This window comes from Streptomyces sp. NPDC028314, from assembly GCF_055565795.1.
In genome coordinates this window covers 723,300-743,712 of the sequence record NZ_JBVHTP010000002.1, presented here as the reverse complement: position 1 = coordinate 743,712, position 20,413 = coordinate 723,300, and the positions used below count along the sequence as shown (strand labels likewise).

Here is a 20,413-nt window from a genome sequence, read left to right as displayed (position 1 = left end):
ATCCACCGGAGTGGACGGGGTATCAACTTCTGGCGTTGATTTTTGGCACGCTGTTGAGTTCTCAAGGAACGGACGCTTCCTTTGTACTCACCCTCTCGGGCTTTCCTCCGGGCTTCGTTCTTCGTTTCCGACTCTATCAGACTCTTTCGTGTCCGATTCCCGGTCGAAGCGGGTTTCGCTTTCCAGTTCTTCGCTTTCGCGTTTCCCTTTCCGGCGAGTCCGACTCTATCAGATCCTTTCGGGCCTGACTCCCAGTCAGCGGGTTGTGCTGCTTGGGCTGTTGGGCCCTTGCGGCGAGTGAGACAGTAGCGGATTCCTCGCCCCCGAACCTAATCGGCGGCTGCGTCCTGGGACACGGATTCCTCATTCGCAAATACGCATGAAAACGAGACGACAAAGTCCGTCGTTCGTTCGAATGTGTAGTGCGGGATGGTCGTCCGGGGACCGACCGGGGTCGGCGCTCACTTCGGACAACTCGAAGAACCTTACGGACATGGCAAGGGTGTGTCAACCCCGGGACAGGCGCCACCCGTCGGGCTAACCTGGTGTCCATGACTACGCATGCGCTCACGCTCAGCCTTCGCTGGTGGGCCGCCTGACGGCGGCCGACCATCCACGCGAGCACGCATGCGCTCACGGCCGCCGCCTCGGCGGCCGTTTTTGTTTCTCCCCCTCCCGGGAGTGGCTCGGTCGCCCGACGCGGCGGTGCGGGACACACACCCACACGAGCAGGGAGACAGGACATGACGAGGATCTTCAGCGGGGTCAAGCCGACGGGGCATCTGACGCTCGGGAACTACCTGGGGGCCGTGCGGCAGTGGGTCGCCGCCGACCAGGAGCCGGACGAGGCGTTGTTCTGCGTGGTGGATCTGCACGCGCTGACCGTGGAGCACGATCCGGCGCGGGTCCGCAGGCTCACCAGGCAGGCGGCGACACTGTTGCTCGCCGCCGGGCTGGATCCCGAGAGGTGCACCCTGTACGTACAGAGCCACGTCGACGAGCACACCCGGCTGTCGTACCTGCTGGAGTGCACCGCCACCGACGGCGAGCTGCGCCGGATGGTGCAGTACAGGGAGAAGGCGGCGAAGGCGCAGGGCGCCGGGGAGGGCGTACGGCTGTCGCTGCTCACCTATCCCGTGCTGATGGCGGCCGACATCCTGGCGTACGGGGCGGACGAGGTGCCGGTCGGTGAGGACCAGCGGCAGCACGTGGAGCTGGCCCGGGACCTGGCCGTGCGGTTCAACCAGCGGTACGGGCACACCTTCACCGTGCCCAGGGCGAGCCTTCCGGTCGTCGCCGCGCGGGTCATGGACCTGCAGGAGCCGACGTCGAAGATGGGGAAGTCCGGTGATGCCGGGCCCGGGGTGGTGTTCATGCTCGACGAGCCGGCGGTGCTCACCAGGAAGGTGATGAGGGCCGTCACCGACAGCGGGGACGGCGGCGTGGTCTACGACCGGGCGTCCCGGCCCGGGGTGGCGAACCTGCTCGACATCCTCGCCGCCTGCACCGGGGGCGAGCCCGGGGCGCTGGCCGACGGGTACCAGGGGTACGGGGCGCTGAAGCGTGACGTGGCCGAGGCGGTGGTGGAGGTGCTGCGGCCGGTACGGGAGCGGCACGCCGAGCTGGCGGCGGATCCGGGTGCGGTGGAGAAGGTGCTGCGGGCCGGGGCCGAGCGGGCCCGGGGGCTGGCGCGGCCGGTGGTGGACCGGGCGTACCGGGCGATCGGGCTGCTGGAGCCCTGAAAGGGCGTCGGGCCCCCGCGCGCGGGGGCCCGTACCGTTCGTCAGCTGTTGCCGGAGGCGAGCTCGCGGCTGCGGTCGCGGGCCGCTTCGAGGGCGGCGATGAGGGCCGCCCGTACGCCGTGCTTCTCCAGCTCGACGATGGCGTTGATGGTCGTACCGGCCGGGGAGGTGACGGCCTCGCGGAGCTTGACGGGGTGTTCGCCGCTGTCGCGGAGCATCACGGCGGCGCCGATGGCGGCCTGGACGATGAGGTCGTGGGCCTGGGCGCGGGGCAGGCCGAGGAGGATGCCGGCGTCGGTCATCGCCTCGACGAGGAAGTAGAAGTAGGCGGGGCCGGAGCCGGAGAGCGCGGTCGCGGCGTCCTGCTGGGACTCGGGGACGCGCAGGGTCTTGCCGACGCCGCCGAAGATCTCCTCGGTGTGCAGGAGGTGGGCGGCGGTGGCGTGGCTGCCGGCCGAGATGACGGACATGGCCTCGTCGACGAGGGCGGGGGTGTTCGTCATGACGCGGACGACGGGGGTGCCGGGGGCGAGCCGCTCCTCGAAGAAGGAGGTGGGGACGCCGGCGGCGCCGCTGATGACGAGCCGGTCGGCGGGGACGTGCGGGGCGAGCTCTTCGAGGAGCTTGCCCATGTCCTGCGGCTTGACCGTGAGGATTAGGGTGTCGGCGCGCTTGGCGGCTTCGGCGTTGGTGACGGCCTCGACGCCGTAGCGGGTGCGCAGTTCCTCGGCGCGCTCCGGGCGGCGGGCGGTGACGAGGAGCTTCGAGGCGGGCCAGCCGCCGCGGATCATTCCGCTGAGCAGGGCCTCGCCGATCTTGCCGGTACCGAGGACTGCGACTGTCTGGGTCATGCCCGATTCACCTCGCCGAACGGTTGTGCGTGCACGCGTGCTGCGTCTACGTCCTCATCCTTGCACCCGCGCCGGGAACGGCGAGGGGGTGTCCAGGGTGCGGTCAGGGCGTGCGGCGGCGCAGGGTGGCCGCGCCGAGGGCGAGGACGAGCAGGGCGCAGGCGGCGACGACGACGGCGTCGCGGATGAACTCGGCGGTCATGTCGGTGTGGGTGAGGACCTGGGTCATTCCGTCGACGGCGTAGGACATGGGCAGGACGTCGGAGAGGCCTTCGAGGACGGGGTGCATGGTGTCGCGGGCCGCGAAGAGGCCGCACAGGAGGAGTTGGGGAAAGATCACCGCCGGCATGAACTGGACGGCCTGGAACTCGGAGGCCGCGAAGGCGGAGACGAACAGGCCCAGCGCGGTGCCGAGCAGGGCGTCGAGCAGGGCGACGAGCAGCAGCAGCCACGGGGAGCCGACCACGTCGAGGCCGAGGACCCAGAGGGCGAGGCCGGTGGCGAGGAGGGACTGGAGGACGGCGACGGCGCCGAAGGCGAGGGCGTAGCCGGTAATGAGGTCGCCTTTGCCGAGCGGCATGGCGAGGAGGCGTTCCAGGGTGCCCGAGGTGCGTTCGCGCAGGGTGGCGATGGAAGTCACCAGGAACATGGTGATGAGGGGGAAGATCCCGAGGAGGGAGGCCCCGATGGTGTCGAAGGTGCGGGCGCTGCCGTCGAAGACGTAGCGGAGCAGGATCAGCATCAGTACGGGGACCAGCAGCATCAGTGCGATGGAGCGCGGGTCGTGGCGGAGCTGGCGCAGGACGCGGCCGGCGGTGGCGAGGGTGCGGGCGCGGTTCATCGGTGGCTCTCCTCGGCGAGGGCGTCGGCCTCGTCGACGAGGCGCAGGAAGCCCTCCTCGACGGTCGCGGAGCGGGTACGGGTGCGCAGTGCGTCGGGGGTGTCCTGGGCGAGGATGCGGCCCTCGCGCATGAGGAGCAGGTCGTGGCAGCGCTCGGCCTCGTCCATGACGTGGGAGGAGACGAGGATCGTGGCGCCGCGGGCGGCGGTGATGTCGTGGAAGAGGTTCCACAGGTCGCGGCGCAGGACGGGGTCGAGGCCGACGGTGGGTTCGTCGAGGACCAGTAGCTCGGGGGTGCCGAGGAGGGCGACGGCGAGGGAGACGCGGCTGCGCTGGCCGCCGGAGAGGTTGCCGGCGAGGGCGTCGGCGCGGCTGGTGAGGTCGACGTCGGTGATGGCGCGGGTGACGGCCGTGCGGCGGCGGTCGGCGGCGGCCCGGCCGGGGTCGAGGACGGCGGCGAAGTAGTCGAGGTTCTGGCGGACGGTGAGGTCGTCGTAGACGGAGGGTGCCTGGGTGACGTAGCCGATGCGGGAGCGCAGCTCGGGGTGGCCGGCGGGCCTGCCGAGGACGTCGAGGGTGCCGGTGACGTGGGCCTGGGTGCCGACGACGGCGCGCATGAGGGTGGATTTCCCGCAGCCGGAGGGGCCGAGGAGGCCGGTGATGCGGCCTCGGGGCACGTCGAAGGCGAGGGCGTCGAGGACGGTGCGGGGGTGGCGGCCGGTGCCGCGGCGGACGGTGAGGTCGTGGGCGTGGACGGCGGCCGGGGCTCCCTCCGGCGAGTTATTCATCATGCGATGAATAATGCTCCCGGCCGGACGCGGGCGTCAACCGGCGGGGCCGCGTGCCCTTTGGGGCTGGGGTCCGGCCCTTGGGGCCGTGGGGGTCCGGGCCTCGGGCCCGCAGGGGCGCGGTGGCCGGATGGCTGGCGGAAGGATCGGGGTCTACGGTGGAACTGGGCCTGATGTGAAGGTCCCCGTCAGCCGCAAGAGCCCAGCACGGAGGTCGCGTTGCGCTCTTGGAGGGGGGTTCCCGCACGACTCAGCCCCGAGGATCGCCATGTCCCTCCATCACAGACGACGTCTCGCCACACTCGGTGCGACCCCGCTCGTCGCTCTCCTCGCACTGGCACCCGCCGCCGAGGCCAGCGCCCCGGCCCCCGCCGCGCCGAGCGTCATCTGCCACGGTCTGAGCGGCGGGTCGGACCCCTTCCACAAGGGATGCCGCGAGGGCTATCTGCAGGGTTCGTCCGCGGGCTTCAAAAACGGCAGCCCGCCCATCTGCCAGAAGCTTCCGCCCCCGTTGTCGCCGGTCAATCCCAACGCCTTCGAGCAGGGCAAGATCCAGGGTTACCGGGAGGGCTACGACCAGGCGTTCCAGAAGGCGTACCAGAAGAACTGCGCCAACCGGCCGACGCCGCGGGCCACTCCGACCCCCACGCCGCAGAAGCCGCCTCAGCAGACCCAGTCGAGCATGGCCGCCGCGGGCCAGGCGGCCGGCAGGACCTGGGGCCTCGAAGACGCCAAGACCTGCGTCCGGACCCACGCGCGCCTGGTCCCGCAGGCGAAGCCGGACCCGCTCATCCTCGCCTACCAGAACGGCTACGCCGTCGGCTACGACACCGCCTACGACGAGGCGTACCGGCAGAACTGCATGAACAAGACGAACCCCTGACCCGGGCCCGTCCCGCCCGGGCTACTTCTTGCGCTTGGGGCGGCGGGCGGCCGGGTTGCCGGTGCGGGAGCTGCGGCGGCGGGCGAACTCGACCTTGGCGCGCTCGTACTCGGTGCGGCGGAGCTTCTCGCCGGGCGCCTCGACGAGGCAGCGCAGGAAGTACGCGATGAGGGAGCCGATGAAACCGATCGTCTTCAGGCCCTTGAGCGCGGCCTCGTCGGAGGACGGGCGGGGGCGGCGGCTGAAGGACTCCCAGGTCTTGGCGAAGGCGATGGAGCTGGCGACCGCGAAGAGGACGACGACCGAGATGCTGAGGAACGGACCGACGTCGCCGATCTCCAGTCCCTCGTAGGACAGGCGCAGCAGGACCGCGGCGGCGACGGCGGTGATCAGCGAACCGGCGGCCATCGCGACGCGGCGCAGGGCGTAGCCGCCGTCGTGGTCGACCCAGGTCGTGCCGAAGAACTTGATCGGCTCGGGCTGGGGTCCGACGGGGACGCCCGGCGCCTGCGGGGCGGGCTCGGCCGCCGCCTCGGCGGGGGTCTGGTCTCGCTGGTCGTCGCTCACAGCAGCGATTATCCCCCGCCGGGCGCCCCGGGCCGGGTGTGTCTCACGTGGCAGACGGGCTGTGGCCCGGCCGCCTGAAGGTCATCAGCCGCAGCGGTTGGCGACGTAGCCGTCGCTGCCGGTCTTCACGTACGCGTCGGACACGAACCGGCCGTTGCCGATGCAGTCCCAGATGCTGGACGTGCCGTACGGGCCGGAGATGGTCGTGCCCTCGCACTGGCAGCGGATCGTCACGTAGCCGCCGACCGGCAGGGCGTCGATGACCGCGTAATTGGTGCCCGGGCCGCTGCGGACGTTCACCCGGTAGCCCGGCGCGAGCGGGAACGTCGGGAATGCGGCCTCGCCGGCGAGGCTCTGTGCCTGGCTTGAATCGTTCTCAACGGACATGCGAAAACTCCCCCCTTGGGTGTTGCTCTGCGCAACGCGCGCAGGGTAGCAAGCCCTTGGATGTTCGCATGGGCCATCGACTAGGCTCCGGCGGGGGTGGTGAGCGGTGCATTCGCTGCGCGGGACGAACTGTGCGGGGTTTCCGGAGTATGCCGGGCAGTACCGGCTCGAATCCGTACTCGGCTCCGGCGGCATGGGCGTCGTCCACCTGGCCACTTCCGACTCGGGGCTGAAACTCGCCGTCAAGGTCGTCCACGCCCAGCACGCGGTGGATCCGGAGTTCCGCGCGCGGTTCCGGCAGGAGGTCGCCGCCGCGCGGCGGGTGAGCGGGGCCTTCACCGCGCCGGTGGTCGACGCCGACCCGGATGCGGAGCGGCCCTGGATGGCCACCTCCTTCATCGACGCGCCGACGCTCTCCGAGCGCGTACGGGAACGGGTGCTGGACCCGGTCGAGCTGGCGCGGCTCGCCGCCGGGCTGGCGGAGGCCCTGCGGGACATCCACCGGGCCGGGGTGGTGCACCGGGACCTTAAGCCCAGCAACGTGCTGATGGCGCCGGACGGGGTGCGGGTCATCGACTTCGGCATCTCGCGGCCCGCGGACAGTGATCTGCGGACGGAGACCGGGAAGCTGATCGGGACGCCGCCGTTCATGGCGCCGGAGCAGTTCCAGCGGCCCCGGGACGTGGGCACGGCGGCCGACGTGTTCGCCCTGGGTGCGGTGCTCGTGCACGCGGCGACGGGGCGGGGGCCGTTCGACTCCGACAGCCACTACCTCGTGGCGTACCAGGTGGTGCACAGCGAGCCCGACCTGACCGGACTGCCCGCGCGGCTCGTGCCGCTCGTCGGGCGGTGCCTGGCGAAGGACCCGGCCGAGCGGCCGACGGCCGATGCGCTGATCGCCGAGATGCGGGCGCTGGCGTACCCCACCGCCGAGGACACCCACGCCTTCGTCCCGCAGCCCCGCCTGCCGGTGGCGGGCGTGGAGGTCACGCACCGCCGGGACCGGATCGCCACGCCCGACCCGGCACCGGCACCGGCCCCTTCCCCCGGCCCGGCGCCGCGCGGCCGGCGCAGGCGGGTGGCGCTGCTGGCCGCAGGGCTCGGGCTGCTGCTGACGGCGGGCGCGGTGGCCGGCCACCTCCGGTTCGGGAGCGGCGGCGAGGCACCGGAGCCGGCCGTGGGGCCGAAAGCGGGGCCGGCGCAAGCGGGGACGGGCTTCGCGCCCTGGGAGGCGTCCTTGGGGGCGCGAACCGCGTCCTGCTCCTGGGAGTCCCCTGCCCTGTACTGCTCCGGCCCTGGGCTGACCGCCGCCCGGCTCGACCCTGCGAACGGCGCGGTGGCCTGGGCGGTGCGCGCGGCGGCGCCGGAGTCCGGACCGGCCCCGGACAGCACTCCGCTGCACGCGGGCGGACTGGTCCTCGCGGTGACGCCCGGCAGCGAGCTGCTCCAGGCGCTCGACCCGGGCACGGGTGCGGAGCGCTGGAAGCGGAAGCTGGCCGCCGGCACGCGCGTGGTCGCCGCCGGCGGACACGTGCTGACGGTGTCGGCGACGGGCGGTGTCACCGCACTCGACGCGGCGAGCGGCGCGCAGCGGTGGACGAAGCAGATCGGCGGGACCGGCTCCGTGTGGTGGGGCGAGCCGGGAGCGGCGGTGCTCTACGTGGCGACGGCCGACACCGACGGCGGGTCCACCCAGATCTCCGAGGTGGACCCGGCGAACGGGAACCTGCGCTGGCAGCTCCGGAGCGCCGGCCGGCTCCGTCCGGTCGGCGTGGCACGCGGGGGGCTGTACCTGCTGGAGAACGACGGGGGCGCGAAGACCGGCGCGACCGTACGGGTGGACGTGTCGACCCGTGCCGTCCGGCGGGTCGGCCTGCCGGCTCCGCTGTACGAGGCGGAGGCCTCGGTGGGTGAGGACGGAACCGTCTACGTGTTCGGGTCCCGGGGCGAACTCGCGGCGGTCGGCTCGGCCAAGGAGCAGTGGCGGCTGGAGACGGGCGCGGCCACCGCCTCCCGGCCGGTGTCCGCGGGCGGGCGGGTCTTCCTGACGACGGCGGACGGGCGGCTGCTGGCCGTCGACGCGGCCGCCGGGCGCCTGCTGGGACAGACCCGGCTGCGGACGGGCAGCAGCCAGGGCGTCTTCACCGCGACCCTGCCCGCGCCGGTGGCCGCGGACGGCCGGGTCTACGCCGGCGCGCCCGACGGGTCGGTCTTCGCCGTGAACGCGGCGGACCCCACCGGGTGGTGAACGGCGGCGGGGGAACGGCGGCGGGACGGCAGCGGCGGGACGGCGGCCGGTGAACGGCAGCGGCCCCGCCCGAGGGACTCGGACGGGGCCGCAGGCCTGCGGGCCGGAAGGAAGGCGTCAGCCCAGGCGTCAGCCCAGGCGGGAGACGTCGCGGACCGCGCCCTTGTCGGCGCTGGTGGCCATGGCGGCGTAGGCACGCAGGGCCGCGGACACCTTGCGCTCACGGTTCTTCGGGGCGTAGACGCCGCCGAGGGCCTCGTGGCGGGCCGCCAGTTCCTCGTCGGAGACGAGCAGCTCGATGGAGCGGTTCGGGATGTCGATGCGGATGCGGTCGCCGTCCCGGACGACGGCGATGTCGCCGCCCGAGGCCGCCTCCGGGGAGGCGTGGCCGATGGACAGGCCCGAGGTGCCGCCGGAGAAGCGGCCGTCCGTGACCAGGGCGCAGACCTTGCCGAGGCCGCGGCCCTTGAGGAAGGACGTCGGGTACAGCATCTCCTGCATGCCGGGGCCGCCGCGCGGGCCCTCGTAGCGGATGACGACGACGTCGCCCGCCTTGATCTCCTTGCGGAGGATCTTGTCGACGGCCTCGTCCTGGGACTCGCAGACGACGGCAGGGCCCTCGAAGGTCCAGATCGACTCGTCGACGCCGGCCGTCTTCACGACGCAGCCGTCGACCGCGATGTTGCCGCGCAGGACGGCGAGGCCGCCGTCCTTGGAGTACGCGTGCTGGACGGAGCGGATGCAGCCGCCCTCGGCGTCCAGGTCGAGGGTGTCCCAGCGCTCGGACTGGGAGAAGGCGGTCGCGGAGCGCTTGCAGCCGGGAGCCGCGTGCCACAGCTCCATCGCCGTCTCGGAGGCGGTGCCGGAGCGGGCGTCCCACTCGGCCAGCCAGTCCTCCAGGCCGTCGGAGTGGACGGTGGTGACGTTCTTGTTGAGGAGGCCGCCGCGGTGCAGCTCGCCGAGGATGGCGGGGATGCCGCCGGCGCGGTGGATGTCCTCCATGTAGTACGTGCCGCCCGGCGCCACGTTGGGGGCGACCTTGGACAGGCACGGGACCCGGCGCGAGACCTCGTCGATGTCGGTGAGGTCGTAGTCCAGGCCGGCCTCCTGCGCGGCGGCGAGGAGGTGGAGGATCGTGTTCGTGGAGCCGCCCATGGCGATGTCGAGGGCCATGGCGTTCTCGAAGGCCTCGCGGGTCGCGATGGAGCGGGGCAGGACGGAGTGGTCGTCCTGCTCGTAGTGGCGCTTGGTGATCTCGACGATCGTGCGGCCGGCGTCCTCGTACAGGGCCTTGCGCGCGGTGTGCGTGGCGAGGACCGAGCCGTTGCCGGGAAGGGCGAGGCCGATCGCCTCGGCGAGGCAGTTCATCGAGTTGGCGGTGAACATGCCGGAACACGAGCCGCAGGTGGGGCAGGCGTTCTCCTCGATGCGGAGCACGTCCTCGTCGGAGACGTTCTCGTTGGAGGCCTCCACCATGGCGTCGATCAGGTCGAGCTTGCGCACGGTGCCGTCGACGAGGATGGCCTGGCCGGCCTCCATCGGGCCGCCGGAGACGAAGACGGCCGGGATGTTGAGGCGCATGGCGGCCATCAGCATGCCGGGGGTGATCTTGTCGCAGTTGGAGATGCAGATCAGCGCGTCGGCGCAGTGCGCCTCGACCATGTACTCGACCGAGTCCGCGATGAGGTCGCGGGAGGGCAGGGAGTACAGCATGCCGCCGTGGCCCATGGCGATGCCGTCGTCGACCGCGATGGTGTTGAACTCGCGGGGGATGGCGCCGGCGGCGCGGATGGCGTCGGAGACGATGCGGCCGACCGGGGCCAGGTGGGTGTGGCCGGGGACGAACTCGGTGAACGAGTTGGCGACCGCGATGATCGGCTTGCCGATGTCCTCGCTCGCTACGCCCGAGGCGCGCATCAGCGCACGTGCGCCTGCCATGTTGCGGCCGTGGGTGACGGTGCGGGACCTCAGCTCGGGCATCGGGTTCACTCCCCATGAGTGCGGGGGCACCGGAACGCCCGCCGCGACTGTGGATATGGCTCGGTTACGAGGCTACGCCTCTCGCCCGGGATACGGACAGCTTGTCCGGATGCCGGGACGGGCGGCTCAGTCTTCGGTCATTCCTCGGTGAGGTAGCGCTGGAGGGTGGGGGCGACCAGGGCGACGATCGCCTCCGGGTCCGCGGACGCGAGGGGCTCCACCTGGACGACGTAGCGCAGCAGCGCGATGCCGATCATGTGCGAGGCCGCGAGCTCGGCGCGGAAGGTGGGATCGGGGACGTCGAGGTCCGCGGCCACCCGTTCCAGGACGCGGCGCAGGATCAGCCGGCGCAGTACCGCCGCGGCGGCCTCGTGGGTGAGGGCCGAGCGGATCACGGCGAGGAGGGGGGCGCGGGTGACCGGGTTCTCCCAGATGCCCAGGAAGAAGCGGGCGAGGCGTTCGCCGATGCCGTCGGGGCCGGAGCCGAGGATCTGCGGGACCACCAGGTCCGGTTCCATGCTGAGCTCGATGGCGGCGGCGAAGAGGTCGTCCTTGCTGCCGAAGTAGTGGTGCACCAGGGCCGGGTCCACGCCCGCGGCCTTGGCGATCCCGCGTACGGAGGTCTTGTCGTAGCCCCGCGCGGCGAACTCGGAGCGGGCCGCGAGGCGGATCCGCTCCTGGGTGCCGGGGCCGTCGTCGGCCTCGTCCTGGCGGGGGCGGCCGGGGCCGCGGCGGGGCTTCGCCGGCTGCGTCACGGGCGGGTGGCCGGGGTGTCGGCGGCGGCGAGGTGGAGGCGCGTGAAGGCCAGGGCCTCGGCCAGATCGGCCTCGCGCTCCGCCGAGGACATCGCCCGGCGGGTGTTGACCTCGATGACGATGTGGCCGTCGAAGGACGTACGGGCGAGGCCGCGCAGGAGCTCGGCGCAGGGCTGGGTGCCGCGGCCGGGGACGAGGTGCTCGTCCTTCGCGGAACCGTTTCCGTCGGCGAGGTGGATGTGGGCGAGCCGGTCGCCCATCCGGTCGATCATCGCGGTGGCGTCGGTGCGGGCGGTCGCGGTGTGCGAGAGGTCGACCGTGAAGTGGCGGTAGTCGTCCTTGGTGACGTCCCACTCGGGCGCGTACGCGAGCATCTCGCGGTCGCGGTAGCGCCACGGGTACATGTTCTCGACGGCGAACCGGACGTCGGTCTCGTCGGCCATCCGCCAGATGCCGGTGACGAAGTCGCGGGAGTAGGCGCGCTGCCAGCGGAACGGCGGGTGCACGACGACGGTGCCCGCACCGAGCCTCTCGGCCGCCGCCTGGGCGCGCTGGAGCTTGGTCCAGGGGTCGGTGGACCAGACGCGCTGGGTGATGAGGAGGCAGGGGGCGTGGATGGCCAGGATGGGGACCTGGTGCCGGTCGGAGAGGCGGCGCAGGGCGTCGACGTCCTGGCTGACCGGGTCCGTCCAGACCATGACCTCGACGCCGTCGTAGCCGAGGCGCGCGGCGATCTCGAAGGCGGTCGCCGTGGACTCCGGGTAGACGGAGGCGGTGGAGAGGGCGACCTTGGGCCGTGGGCTCGGGGTCTGGTGTCGGGGTGGTTTCGCCACGGGGACAGGTTACCGATGCCGATGCCCTGGCCGGGCGGTGCGGGTGCGACCCCCTCCCCGGGGCCCCCGTTCCGGGCCGGGCGGGCCCCCGGGCCGGGGCCGGGGCCGGGACCGGCGGCCGGGCCGGGACCGGGGGCCGGGCCGGGGCCGGGCGCCCACCGTCCAGGCGGCGCACCCCGGCCCGGGCCGCTTCCCGCGCCCCGGGGGCCCGCGCCGCTGCCCCAGCCGGGCGGGGGACCTGGGGCCCCGGCCCCGCAAGCGCTACGGCACCCGCCCGGTCAGGGCTACGGGAGGTGGTCCAGGCGGCGGAGGATGACGCCCTCGCGGAGTGCCCAGGGGCAGATCTCCAGCTCGTCCACCCCGAAGAGGTCCATCGCCCCCTCGGCCACCACCGCCCCCGCGAGGAGCTGTGCCGCGCGGCCCTCCGAGACGCCGGGGAGGGCGGAGCGCTGCGCGGTGGTCATCGCCGCCAGGCGCGGGACCCACTCCTCCAGGGACTTGCGGGTCAGGTCGCGCTGGACGTACAGCCCGTCCGCCGAGCGGGCCGCGCCCGCGATGCGGGCCAGCTGCTTGAAGGTCTTCGAGGTCGCCACCACGTGGTCCGGCGCACCGAAGCGGCTGAACTCGCCGACCGTCCGGGCGATCTGGGCCCGCACGTGGCGGCGCAGGGCCTTCACGTCCGCCGCGTGCGCCGGGTCGCCCGGGAGCCAGGCCGAGGTCAGGCGGCCCGCGCCGAGCGGGAGGGAGGCGGCCGCGTCCGGCTCCTCGTCGATGCCGTACGCGATCTCCAGCGAGCCGCCGCCGATGTCGAGGACCAGCAGCTTGCCCGCCGACCAGCCGAACCAGCGGCGGGCGGCCAGGAACGTCAGCCGCGCCTCGTCCTCGCCGCTGAGGATGGGCAGGTCGATGCCGGTCTCGGACTTCACCCGGGCCAGGACCTCGTCGGCGTTCGAGGCCTCCCGTACGGCGCTGGTCGCGAAGGGCAGCAGGTCCTCGCAGCCCTTGTCCTCGGCGGCCTGGGCGGCGTCGCCGATGACCGAGACGAGCGCTTCGATGCCCTCCGGGGTGACCGCGCCGCGCTCGTCGAGCAGCTGCGCCAGCCGCATTTCCACCTTGTGCGAGTGCGCGGGCAGCGGGCGCGCACCGGGGTGTGCGTCCACCACCAGCAGATGGATCGTGTTCGAACCCACATCAAGGACACCGAGTCTCATACGAGGAAACGCTACTGGGCCAATCGCGTGGGGGTGGAGTAAGGGGCGCTTAGGCTTGGGTTTGTGCCAAATACGAAGAAGGCCAACAAGTCCCGCACGAAGCCGAAGAAGGCCAAGGCCGGCGCGGCCGCCGTGGCCGCCAGTGATGAGAAGGGGCTCGATTTTCCCCGGGCCTGGGTGGAGTTCCCGGATCCCGCCGACGACGAACAGGTCTTCCGCTGCGACCTGACCTGGCTGACCTCGCGCTGGACCTGCATCTTCGGCAGCGGCTGCCAGGGCATCCAGGCCGGCCGGGCCGACGACGGCTGCTGCACGCTGGGCGCGCACTTCTCCGACGAGGACGACGAGAAGCGCGTCGCGGAGCACGTGGCGCGGCTGACTCCCGAGCTGTGGCAGTTCCACGACGTGGGGACCGGGTCGGGCTGGGTGCAGAAGGACGAGGACGGCGAGCGGCAGACCCGCCGCTGGGACGGCGCCTGCATCTTCCTGAACCGGCCCGGCTTCCCGGCCGGCTCCGGCTGCTCGCTGCACATCCTGGCGCTGAAGAGCGGCCAGGAGCCGCTGGAGACCAAGCCCGACGTGTGCTGGCAGCTGCCGATCCGCAGGACATACGACTGGATCGACCGGCCGGACGACACGCGGGTGCTCCAGGTGTCGATCGGCGAGTACGACCGGCGCGGCTGGGGCCCGGGCGGCCACGAGCTGCACTGGTGGTGCACGTCGGCCACGTCCGCGCACGGCGCCGGTGACCCGGTGTACGTGACCTACCGGGCGGAGCTGACGGAGCTGATGGGCAAGGAGGGGTACGAGGAGCTGGTGAGGCTCTGCGAGGCGCGGCTGGCCTCGCTGCTGCCGATGGCTCCGCACCCCGCGGATCCGCCGGCGGCCGGGGCCTAGCCCGCCGTAGGCGTCGGGTCCGGTTCCGGGGCCGGGGAAACCGTTCCTTCTGACTCCGTCGGCGTCGGGGTGGGGGTCGGCGTCGGAGTCGGAGTCGGTGTGGGTGTCGGGGTCGGCGTGGGCGTGGGCGTCGGTGTGGGCGTCGGTGTGGGCGTCGGCGTCGGCGGGTCATCGGTCGGCGTCGGGGCCGGGCGGCCGCGGCCGCGGATGGAGATCACCGCGCCGGCCGGGTCCACCCCGACCCTGGCCGCCCAGGCCCCGACGGGCTGGGCTTCGGGGTCCACGGCGATCCGCAGGGTGACCGATTCTCCGGGCGACAGCGTGCCCGCCGTCTGGCCGGCCCGCAGCCACGGCGCGTCGGACCAGAGCCGCCAGTCCACGGGGGCCCCGCCGGAGGCGGTGAGGGTGAGCAGGGTGGTGGAGCCGTGGGTGGTGGCCGTCACGGTGAGCCGGCCGGGGGCTCCGGGCCGGTCCGACTCGGGCGTGGCGGGCGGGCCCGCGCTGATGACCTCGACGGACACGTCGGGGGCGGCGGGGCCCGGGGCGAAGCCGGGCTCGCCGGTGGTACGGGCGGTGTTGCCGGTGTTCTCGTACGAGGTGAGCAGGCGGCCGCCGACCTGGGGCGGCGGGATCTCGGACTCGCTCGCGGAGATCCGGGTGGTGTTGTCCCCGGCGGGTTCGCCGGTGGTGGGGGCGCCCCGGTACGCGGCCCACAGCGCCAGTACGGGCGCGGCGACGACCGTGGCGACGACGGTGGTGGTGACCGCCCGGGCCCGGAGCCGGTCACGGCGGGCCGCGCGGTCCTTGGGATCCATCGGGAAGCCGGTCCGGTCGAAGCGGGGGCCGGGGGCCGCGCCGCGGCGCCGGCCGCGGCGCACCATCGCGGCGTGGACGGCGGTGCGGGGGGCCGGTACCAGCGGGAGCGCGGCGGTGTGGGTGCCGCCGGAGCCGGGCCAGGGTGCGGCGGCGCCCACGCGTTCGGCGACGCGGCGGCAGCGCGGGCAGTCGTCGACGTGGCGGACGAGCTCGGCGCGCAGGGTGGAGGACAGCAGTACCTGGGGGTCTCCGTCCTCGCCGGTGAGCCGGGACACGACCGGGCAGCCGCCGGTCTCCACGACGGCGAGGGCGGCTCGGGTCCGTTCCACCTCGCACGCGGCGGCGGACAGCAGCTCACGGGCGGCGGCGGGCGGGGTGCCGAGCACGCAGGCGAGTTCGGGGACGCCGAGGCGGTGGCGGACGGCGAGTTCGAGGGCCTCGCGCTGTTCGGGGGTGGTGCCGGCGGCTTCGGGCCAGGCGAGGCGGGCCAGCTCGGTGCGGTGGTAGGCGCTCACGTCGAGCGCACCCGGCGCGCGGTCGGCATCCGTGTGCTCCGGCGTACGCCCGGCGCTGTGCGCCCCCCGCCGGGTGCGCCGCCGATCGGCGAGCCGGTGCAGGCAGGCCCAGCGGGCCAGCGCGTACAGCCAGGCGCGGCGGTCCCCTTCGTCGGGACATCGGCCGGGGTGCCGTTCGGCGACGGAGAGGACGTCCGCCAGCACGTCGGTGGCGGTGTCGTGGTCGCACAGCACCGACAGGCAGTAGGTGAACAGGCCGTCGAGATAGGGCTCGTGCCGGAAAGGCGGAGGCTGCTCGTCGGCGAGCTCCTGCACCCCGCGACCCTCCGAAGGCGTGCGCCCGTGCGCCCGGTGTGCGCCGGTGCGCGATGAGGGGTGTCCCTGGTTGCTGCTGTTCACCTGGCGACCGTAGGTGGCGCGCCGGTAATGCCCCGGAAGCCTTCAGCACATTTAGCCCTTACGGGTGAACAGATCGGGCCCGTGCTGACAGCGGCCCTGACGCCGTGCCCGGCGCCGGTGCCGGAGGCGGTGTCCGAGGCGGTGCCGGCGCCGGTGTCCGAGGCGGTGCCGCCGGGACCGTCCGAGGCAGTGCCGCCGGGGCTGTCGGTGGGGGCGGCTACGGTGGGGCCCATGGCAGCCCGCACAGCACGTTCATCCGCCAAGGACCGGCCGTCCTACCGCTGTAACGAGTGCGGCTGGACGACCGCGAAATGGCTCGGCCGGTGCCCGGAATGCCAGGCCTGGGGCACCGTCGAGGAGATGGGCGCGCCCGCCGTACGGACCACCGCGGCCGGCCGGGTCTCGACCGCGGCCGTCCCGATCGGCCAGGTCGACGGCCGGACGGCCACCGCGCGCAGCACCGGTGTGGACGAGCTGGACCGGGTGCTCGGCGGCGGGCTCGTGCCCGGCGCGGTCGTGCTGCTGGCGGGCGAGCCGGGCGTGGGCAAGTCCACGCTGCTGCTGGACGTGGCGGCGAAGGCGGCCAGCGGCGACCACCGCACGCTGTACGTCACCGGCGAGGAGTCGGCGAGCCAGGTGCGGCTGCGGGCCGACCGGATCAACGCCCTCAGCGACCACCTGTACCTCGCCGCCGAGACGGACCTGTCGGCCGTACTGGGCCACCTCGACGCCGTGAAGCCCTCCTTGCTGATCCTGGACTCCGTACAGACCATCGCCTCGCCCGAGATCGACGGCGCCCCCGGCGGCATGGCCCAGGTCCGGGAGGTGGCCGGCGCGCTGATCCGGGCCTCCAAGGAGCGCGGGATGTCCACGCTGCTGGTCGGCCACGTCACCAAGGACGGGGCGATCGCCGGCCCCCGGCTGCTGGAGCACCTCGTCGATGTCGTGCTGAGCTTCGAGGGCGACCGGCACGCGCGGCTGCGCCTGGTGCGCGGTGTGAAGAACCGGTACGGGGCGACCGACGAGGTCGGCTGCTTCGAACTGCACGACGAGGGCATCACCGGGCTGGCCGACCCGAGCGGGCTGTTCCTGACCCGGCGCGCCGAGGCGGTGCCGGGGACCTGCCTGACGGTGACGCTGGAGGGGAAGCGGCCGCTGGTCGCGGAGGTGCAGGCGCTGACGGTGGACTCGCAGATCCCCTCGCCGCGCCGGACCACCTCGGGCCTGGAGACGTCCCGGGTCTCGATGATGCTGGCGGTGCTGGAGCAGCGCGGCCGGATCACCGCGCTGGGCAAGCGGGACATCTACAGCGCGACGGTGGGCGGGGTGAAGCTGACGGAGCCGGCCGCCGACCTGGCGATCGCGCTGGCGCTGGCCTCGGCCGCGAGTGACGTCCCGCTGCCCAAGAACCTCGTCGCCATCGGGGAGGTCGGCCTGGCCGGCGAGGTGCGGCGGGTGACCGGCGTCCAGCGCCGGCTCGCGGAGGCACACCGGCTCGGCTTCACGCACGCGCTGGTCCCCGGCGACCCGGGCAAGGTGCCGCCGGGCATGAAGGTGATCGAGGTCGCGGACATGGGCGACGCGCTACGGGTCCTGCCGCGCGGGCGCTCGCGTACGCCGGCCAAGGAGCGGGCGGCGGACGGATAGGCGGAGGGACGGGCGGGCGGAGAATCGCCCCGCGCGGGAGACCGACGGGAGGGGCTTCGCCAGGTCGGCGGACGGGTACGGAGGCCCGTACGGGGCCGTCCTGCGACGATGCGGGCCAAGGCACGACGGGCGCACAGGCTGCGCCGGTAGACTTTGTGCTGGTCCGCCCGGCCGTACGCAGGCGGCGCAACCCGCGACCGGAGGAGTGCAGTGGCAGCCAAGGACGGGGCAGCAGCATCCGGCAAGTCGGGCGCGAGCTCCAAGCAGGAGGCCATGATGCGTGCCTCGCTCAGCGCGGTCGCACCTGGTCAGCCCCTGCGTGACGGTCTGGAGAGGATCGTCCGCGGCAACACCGGCGGCCTGATCGTCCTCGGTATGGACAAGAACGTCGAGGCGATGTGCACCGGCGGCTTCGTGCTGGACGTGGAGTTCACCGCGACCCGGCTGCGCGAGCTGTGCAAGCTCGACGGGGCGCTCATCCTCGACAAGGACATCACCAAGATCCTTCGGGCCGGCGTGCAGCTGGTGCCGGACGCGTCCATCCCGACCGAGGAGACCGGCACCCGCCACCGCACGGCCGACCGCGTCTCCAAGCAGTGCGGGTTCCCGGTGGTGTCGGTGTCGCAGTCGATGCGGCTGATCGCGCTGTACGTGGACGGGGAGCGGCGGGTCCTGGAGGAGTCCGGGGCGATCCTGTCGCGGGCGAACCAGGCGCTGGCCACCCTGGAGCGGTACAAGCTGCGCCTCGACGAGGTCGCCGGGACGCTGTCCGCGCTGGAGATCGAGGACCTGGTCACGGTGCGCGACGTGACGGCGGTCGCGCAGCGGCTGGAAATGGTCCGCCGGATCGCGACGGAAATCGCCGAGTACGTGGTCGAGCTGGGCACGGACGGGCGACTGCTGTCGCTCCAGCTGGACGAGCTGACGGTCGGGATCGAACAGGAGCGGGAGCTGGTGATCCGCGATTACGTCCCGGAGCCGACGGCGAAGCGTTCCCGCACGGTGGACGAGGCGCTGCCGGCGCTGGACGCGCTGACGCATCCGGAGCTGCTGGAGCTGGCGATCGTGGCGAAGGCGCTGGGGTACACCGGGTCGCCGGAGACGCTGGACTCGGCGGTGTCCCCGCGGGGATACCGGCTGCTGGCGAAGGTTCCCCGGCTGCCGGGGGCGATCATCGAGCGGCTGGTGGAGCACTTCGGCGGGCTCCAGAAGCTGCTGGCCGCCAGCGTGGACGACCTCCAGACGGTGGACGGCGTCGGCGAGGCCCGTGCGCGGAGCGTGCGCGAGGGGCTGTCCCGGCTGGCGGAGTCCTCGATCCTGGAGCGGTACGTCTAGGCGCGGTACGTCTAGGCGCGATACGCCCAGGCACGGTACGTCCGGGCCTTGTCCCGCTCATGGTCGGCCCTCGTGAGGGCCGCGGCCGGGCGGGCCGCGGCCTGGCGGCTCAGTCCTGCTTGAGTACGAACGAGGTACGGGCCACCGGCATCCCGGGGGACTTGACCTCGACCACGTACGTGTCCGGGGCCGCGGGCCCCGCCGGGGGCGTCTGGCACTGGTCCGGGGCGCTGAACCTGCGGTCCCACTCCAGCACCGGCGTCTTCGTCTCGCCCTGCGCGGGCAGGCGGAAGAAGACGTTCGCCGCGCCCGTCGGGCAGTCCGTGGAGGACCAGACGGCCTTGGGGTTGCTGGCCTGAGTGATGGTCAGGACCGCCTGCTTGGGGCCGAGGTCGACCTTGCAGGTGGTGCCGGAGATGTTGCGGGCGATCAGTTCCAGGCGGGGCTTCTCGTTCGCCTCGTACTCGTTCTTCGCGCTCTTGACCTCCCACTGCAGCACACCCGGCGCGCACGTGGGCAGCGGCGAGTCCGCCGGGACCTGCGCCGCGCCGCCCGCGGAAGCGGAGTCGCCGGTGCCGCCACCGGTGCCGCCGCCGGGCTCGCCGTTCTTGCCACCGCCCTTGCCGCCACCGGAACCGGAACCCGAGCCGGAACCAGTACCGGCACCGGAGCCGGTGGAGCCGCCCGAGTCCGCACGCCCGCCCGGGGCCTGACTGATCGCCGGGCCGGAACCGGAGGGGCCCGGGGTGATCGAGGTGACGGGACGGGGGCCGCTTTCGCCCTTGCCGTTCGTACTCGACTTCCCCCCGCCGGAACTGACGGTCCATACGGCGAGGAGCGCGAGGAGCGCGACAGCGGACGCCAGCACAGCCCTCCGTCGCCAGTAGATGGAGGAGGGGAGCGGCCCGACCGGATTGCGCAGAGATCCCACGAACGGAACCTTACGAGAAGTCATGCCGCGATCAGCGCCCCACATGCCGCGCACGCGGCTTGTTTTGCCGATGATCATCCTGCGGGGCGAGTCCGGACCGATCAGAACCGGCCAGGGGGCGGAGGCGATCGCTCCGGCGCATTGAGTACGGTCGGTGACCATGGACAGCTCCGGTCTCTACCGAGACATCACCGACTTCGCCCACACCGCACCCGCCTGGGTGCAATCGTCCTTCGAAGTGTGGACGGAGTACGGGCTGTTCGCCTTCGGCCTGCTCTTCATAGCCGTCTGGTGGCGGGCCAGGGGGGCCGCCACCCGGACCGTGGCGCTCGCCGTCCTCGCGCCGCCGGCCACCGCCGTCGCGTACGTCGCCTCCGAGCTCCTGAAGTCCGCGGTCGACGAGGAGCGCCCCTGCCGGGCCGTCAGCGGGGCGGTCGCCCCGCTGATCCCCTGCCCCGCGCCCGGCGACTGGTCCTTCCCCAGCAATCACTCCGTCATCGCGGGCGCCGCCGCCGTCGCGCTGACGATGGCCGTGGGCCGCCTCGCCCTGCTGGCCGTGCCGCTGGCGCTGCTGATGGCCTTCTCCCGGGTCTTCGTCGGGGTGCACTACCCGCACGACGTGGCGATGGGCCTGCTGCTCGGCGGTTCGCTCGCCCCGCTGGTCGTCCTCGCGCTGACCGGCCCCATCAGTACGGTCACCTCCGCCATGCGGGCGAGCGGGAGCCGGACGGCGCTCTGGTTCACCGGTCCGGGCCCGGCGCGGTAGGGGCGAAACGTGTCAGGATGC

General features: G+C 73.1%; 18 protein-coding genes. 7 read left to right on the top strand and 11 right to left on the bottom strand.

Annotation, left to right across the window (positions count from 1 at the left end):
• Positions 1-743: 743 nt before the first annotated feature.
• The gene (gene trpS / locus ACZ4TG_RS07595) at positions 744-1,742 is read left to right on the top strand and encodes a tryptophan--tRNA ligase (protein WP_468160407.1); all 999 of its coding nucleotides are present in this window, start codon (positions 744-746) and stop codon (positions 1,740-1,742) included.
• A 41-nt stretch (positions 1,743-1,783) separates the two neighbouring features.
• On the opposite strand, the gene proC is transcribed toward trpS, so the two are convergent.
• From proC to ACZ4TG_RS07580, 3 genes are all read right to left on the bottom strand, one after another.
• Entirely contained in the window at positions 1,784-2,593 is an 810-nt protein-coding gene (gene proC, locus ACZ4TG_RS07590) for a pyrroline-5-carboxylate reductase (RefSeq protein ID WP_468160405.1), read from the bottom strand.
• Positions 2,594-2,696: 103 nt separating this feature from the next.
• A complete protein-coding gene (locus ACZ4TG_RS07585) occupies positions 2,697-3,434 on the bottom strand; it encodes an ABC transporter permease (protein ID WP_468160403.1) in 738 nt (245 codons plus the stop codon).
• On the bottom strand, positions 3,431-4,225 hold the full coding sequence (locus tag ACZ4TG_RS07580; RefSeq protein WP_468160401.1) for an ABC transporter ATP-binding protein: 795 nt from the start codon (positions 4,223-4,225) through the stop codon (positions 3,431-3,433). The genes ACZ4TG_RS07585 and ACZ4TG_RS07580 overlap by 4 nt, the downstream gene beginning before the upstream one ends.
• A gap of 265 nt (positions 4,226-4,490) precedes the next feature.
• Here ACZ4TG_RS07580 and ACZ4TG_RS07575 point away from each other — a divergent pair, with 265 nt between their 5' ends.
• Positions 4,491-5,105, top strand: coding sequence for a hypothetical protein (locus ACZ4TG_RS07575; RefSeq protein WP_468160399.1), 615 nt, complete (start codon positions 4,491-4,493; stop codon positions 5,103-5,105).
• Between the two features lie 21 nt (positions 5,106-5,126).
• Here ACZ4TG_RS07575 and ACZ4TG_RS07570 read toward each other — a convergent pair whose 3' ends face one another.
• Positions 5,127-5,672, bottom strand: a complete 546-nt coding sequence (locus ACZ4TG_RS07570) for a hypothetical protein (RefSeq protein ID WP_468160397.1) — start codon at positions 5,670-5,672, stop codon at positions 5,127-5,129.
• 84 nt (positions 5,673-5,756) lie between these two features.
• Positions 5,757-6,059, bottom strand: coding sequence for a peptidase (locus tag ACZ4TG_RS07565; RefSeq protein WP_468160395.1), 303 nt, complete (start codon positions 6,057-6,059; stop codon positions 5,757-5,759).
• 106 nt (positions 6,060-6,165) lie between these two features.
• Between ACZ4TG_RS07565 and ACZ4TG_RS07560 the strand changes: the two genes are divergently transcribed.
• Positions 6,166-8,307: a protein kinase domain-containing protein gene (locus ACZ4TG_RS07560; RefSeq protein WP_468160393.1), complete on the top strand. Its 2,142-nt coding sequence runs from the start codon at positions 6,166-6,168 to the stop codon at positions 8,305-8,307.
• A gap of 129 nt (positions 8,308-8,436) precedes the next feature.
• On the opposite strand, the gene ilvD is transcribed toward ACZ4TG_RS07560, so the two are convergent.
• The 4 genes from ilvD to ACZ4TG_RS07540 form a co-directional block, all read right to left on the bottom strand.
• Complete coding sequence (gene ilvD / locus ACZ4TG_RS07555) at positions 8,437-10,287, bottom strand: dihydroxy-acid dehydratase (RefSeq protein ID WP_468160391.1); 1,851 nt, start codon at positions 10,285-10,287, stop codon at positions 8,437-8,439.
• A gap of 137 nt (positions 10,288-10,424) precedes the next feature.
• Positions 10,425-11,042: a TetR/AcrR family transcriptional regulator gene (locus tag ACZ4TG_RS07550; RefSeq protein ID WP_468160389.1), complete on the bottom strand. Its 618-nt coding sequence runs from the start codon at positions 11,040-11,042 to the stop codon at positions 10,425-10,427.
• The gene (locus ACZ4TG_RS07545; protein WP_468160387.1) at positions 11,039-11,875 is read right to left on the bottom strand and encodes a sugar phosphate isomerase/epimerase family protein; all 837 of its coding nucleotides are present in this window, start codon (positions 11,873-11,875) and stop codon (positions 11,039-11,041) included. Before ACZ4TG_RS07545 ends, ACZ4TG_RS07550 begins: the two co-directional genes overlap by 4 nt.
• Positions 11,876-12,159: 284 nt before the next feature.
• Positions 12,160-13,086 carry a Ppx/GppA family phosphatase gene (locus ACZ4TG_RS07540; protein ID WP_468160386.1) on the bottom strand — a complete coding sequence of 309 codons (927 nt, stop codon included), beginning with the start codon at positions 13,084-13,086 and terminating at the stop codon, positions 12,160-12,162.
• Between the two features lie 63 nt (positions 13,087-13,149).
• On the opposite strand from ACZ4TG_RS07540, the gene ACZ4TG_RS07535 reads away from it, so the two are divergent.
• A complete protein-coding gene (locus ACZ4TG_RS07535) occupies positions 13,150-13,983 on the top strand; it encodes a DUF3109 family protein (protein ID WP_468160385.1) in 834 nt (277 codons plus the stop codon).
• Here ACZ4TG_RS07535 and ACZ4TG_RS07530 read toward each other — a convergent pair.
• Positions 13,980-15,713 (bottom strand): BACON domain-containing protein, encoded by a 1,734-nt coding sequence (locus tag ACZ4TG_RS07530; protein WP_468160384.1) that lies wholly within the window; start codon positions 15,711-15,713, stop codon positions 13,980-13,982. The two genes, ACZ4TG_RS07535 and ACZ4TG_RS07530, sit on opposite strands and share 4 nt — an antisense overlap.
• A gap of 231 nt (positions 15,714-15,944) precedes the next feature.
• Between ACZ4TG_RS07530 and radA the strand changes: the two genes are divergently transcribed.
• Complete coding sequence (radA, locus tag ACZ4TG_RS07525) at positions 15,945-17,360, top strand: DNA repair protein RadA (protein WP_468160383.1); 1,416 nt, start codon at positions 15,945-15,947, stop codon at positions 17,358-17,360.
• 210 nt (positions 17,361-17,570) lie between these two features.
• Positions 17,571-18,695, top strand: a complete 1,125-nt coding sequence (disA, locus tag ACZ4TG_RS07520) for a DNA integrity scanning diadenylate cyclase DisA (RefSeq protein WP_468160382.1) — start codon at positions 17,571-17,573, stop codon at positions 18,693-18,695.
• Positions 18,696-18,804: 109 nt separating this feature from the next.
• On the opposite strand, the gene ACZ4TG_RS07515 is transcribed toward disA, so the two are convergent.
• On the bottom strand, positions 18,805-19,626 hold the full coding sequence (locus tag ACZ4TG_RS07515) for a hypothetical protein (RefSeq protein WP_468160381.1): 822 nt from the start codon (positions 19,624-19,626) through the stop codon (positions 18,805-18,807).
• Positions 19,627-19,786: 160 nt separating this feature from the next.
• Here ACZ4TG_RS07515 and ACZ4TG_RS07510 point away from each other — a divergent pair, with 160 nt between their 5' ends.
• On the top strand, positions 19,787-20,392 hold the full coding sequence (locus ACZ4TG_RS07510) for a phosphatase PAP2 family protein (protein WP_468160380.1): 606 nt from the start codon (positions 19,787-19,789) through the stop codon (positions 20,390-20,392).
• The last annotated feature ends 21 nt before the right edge of the window (positions 20,393-20,413 follow it).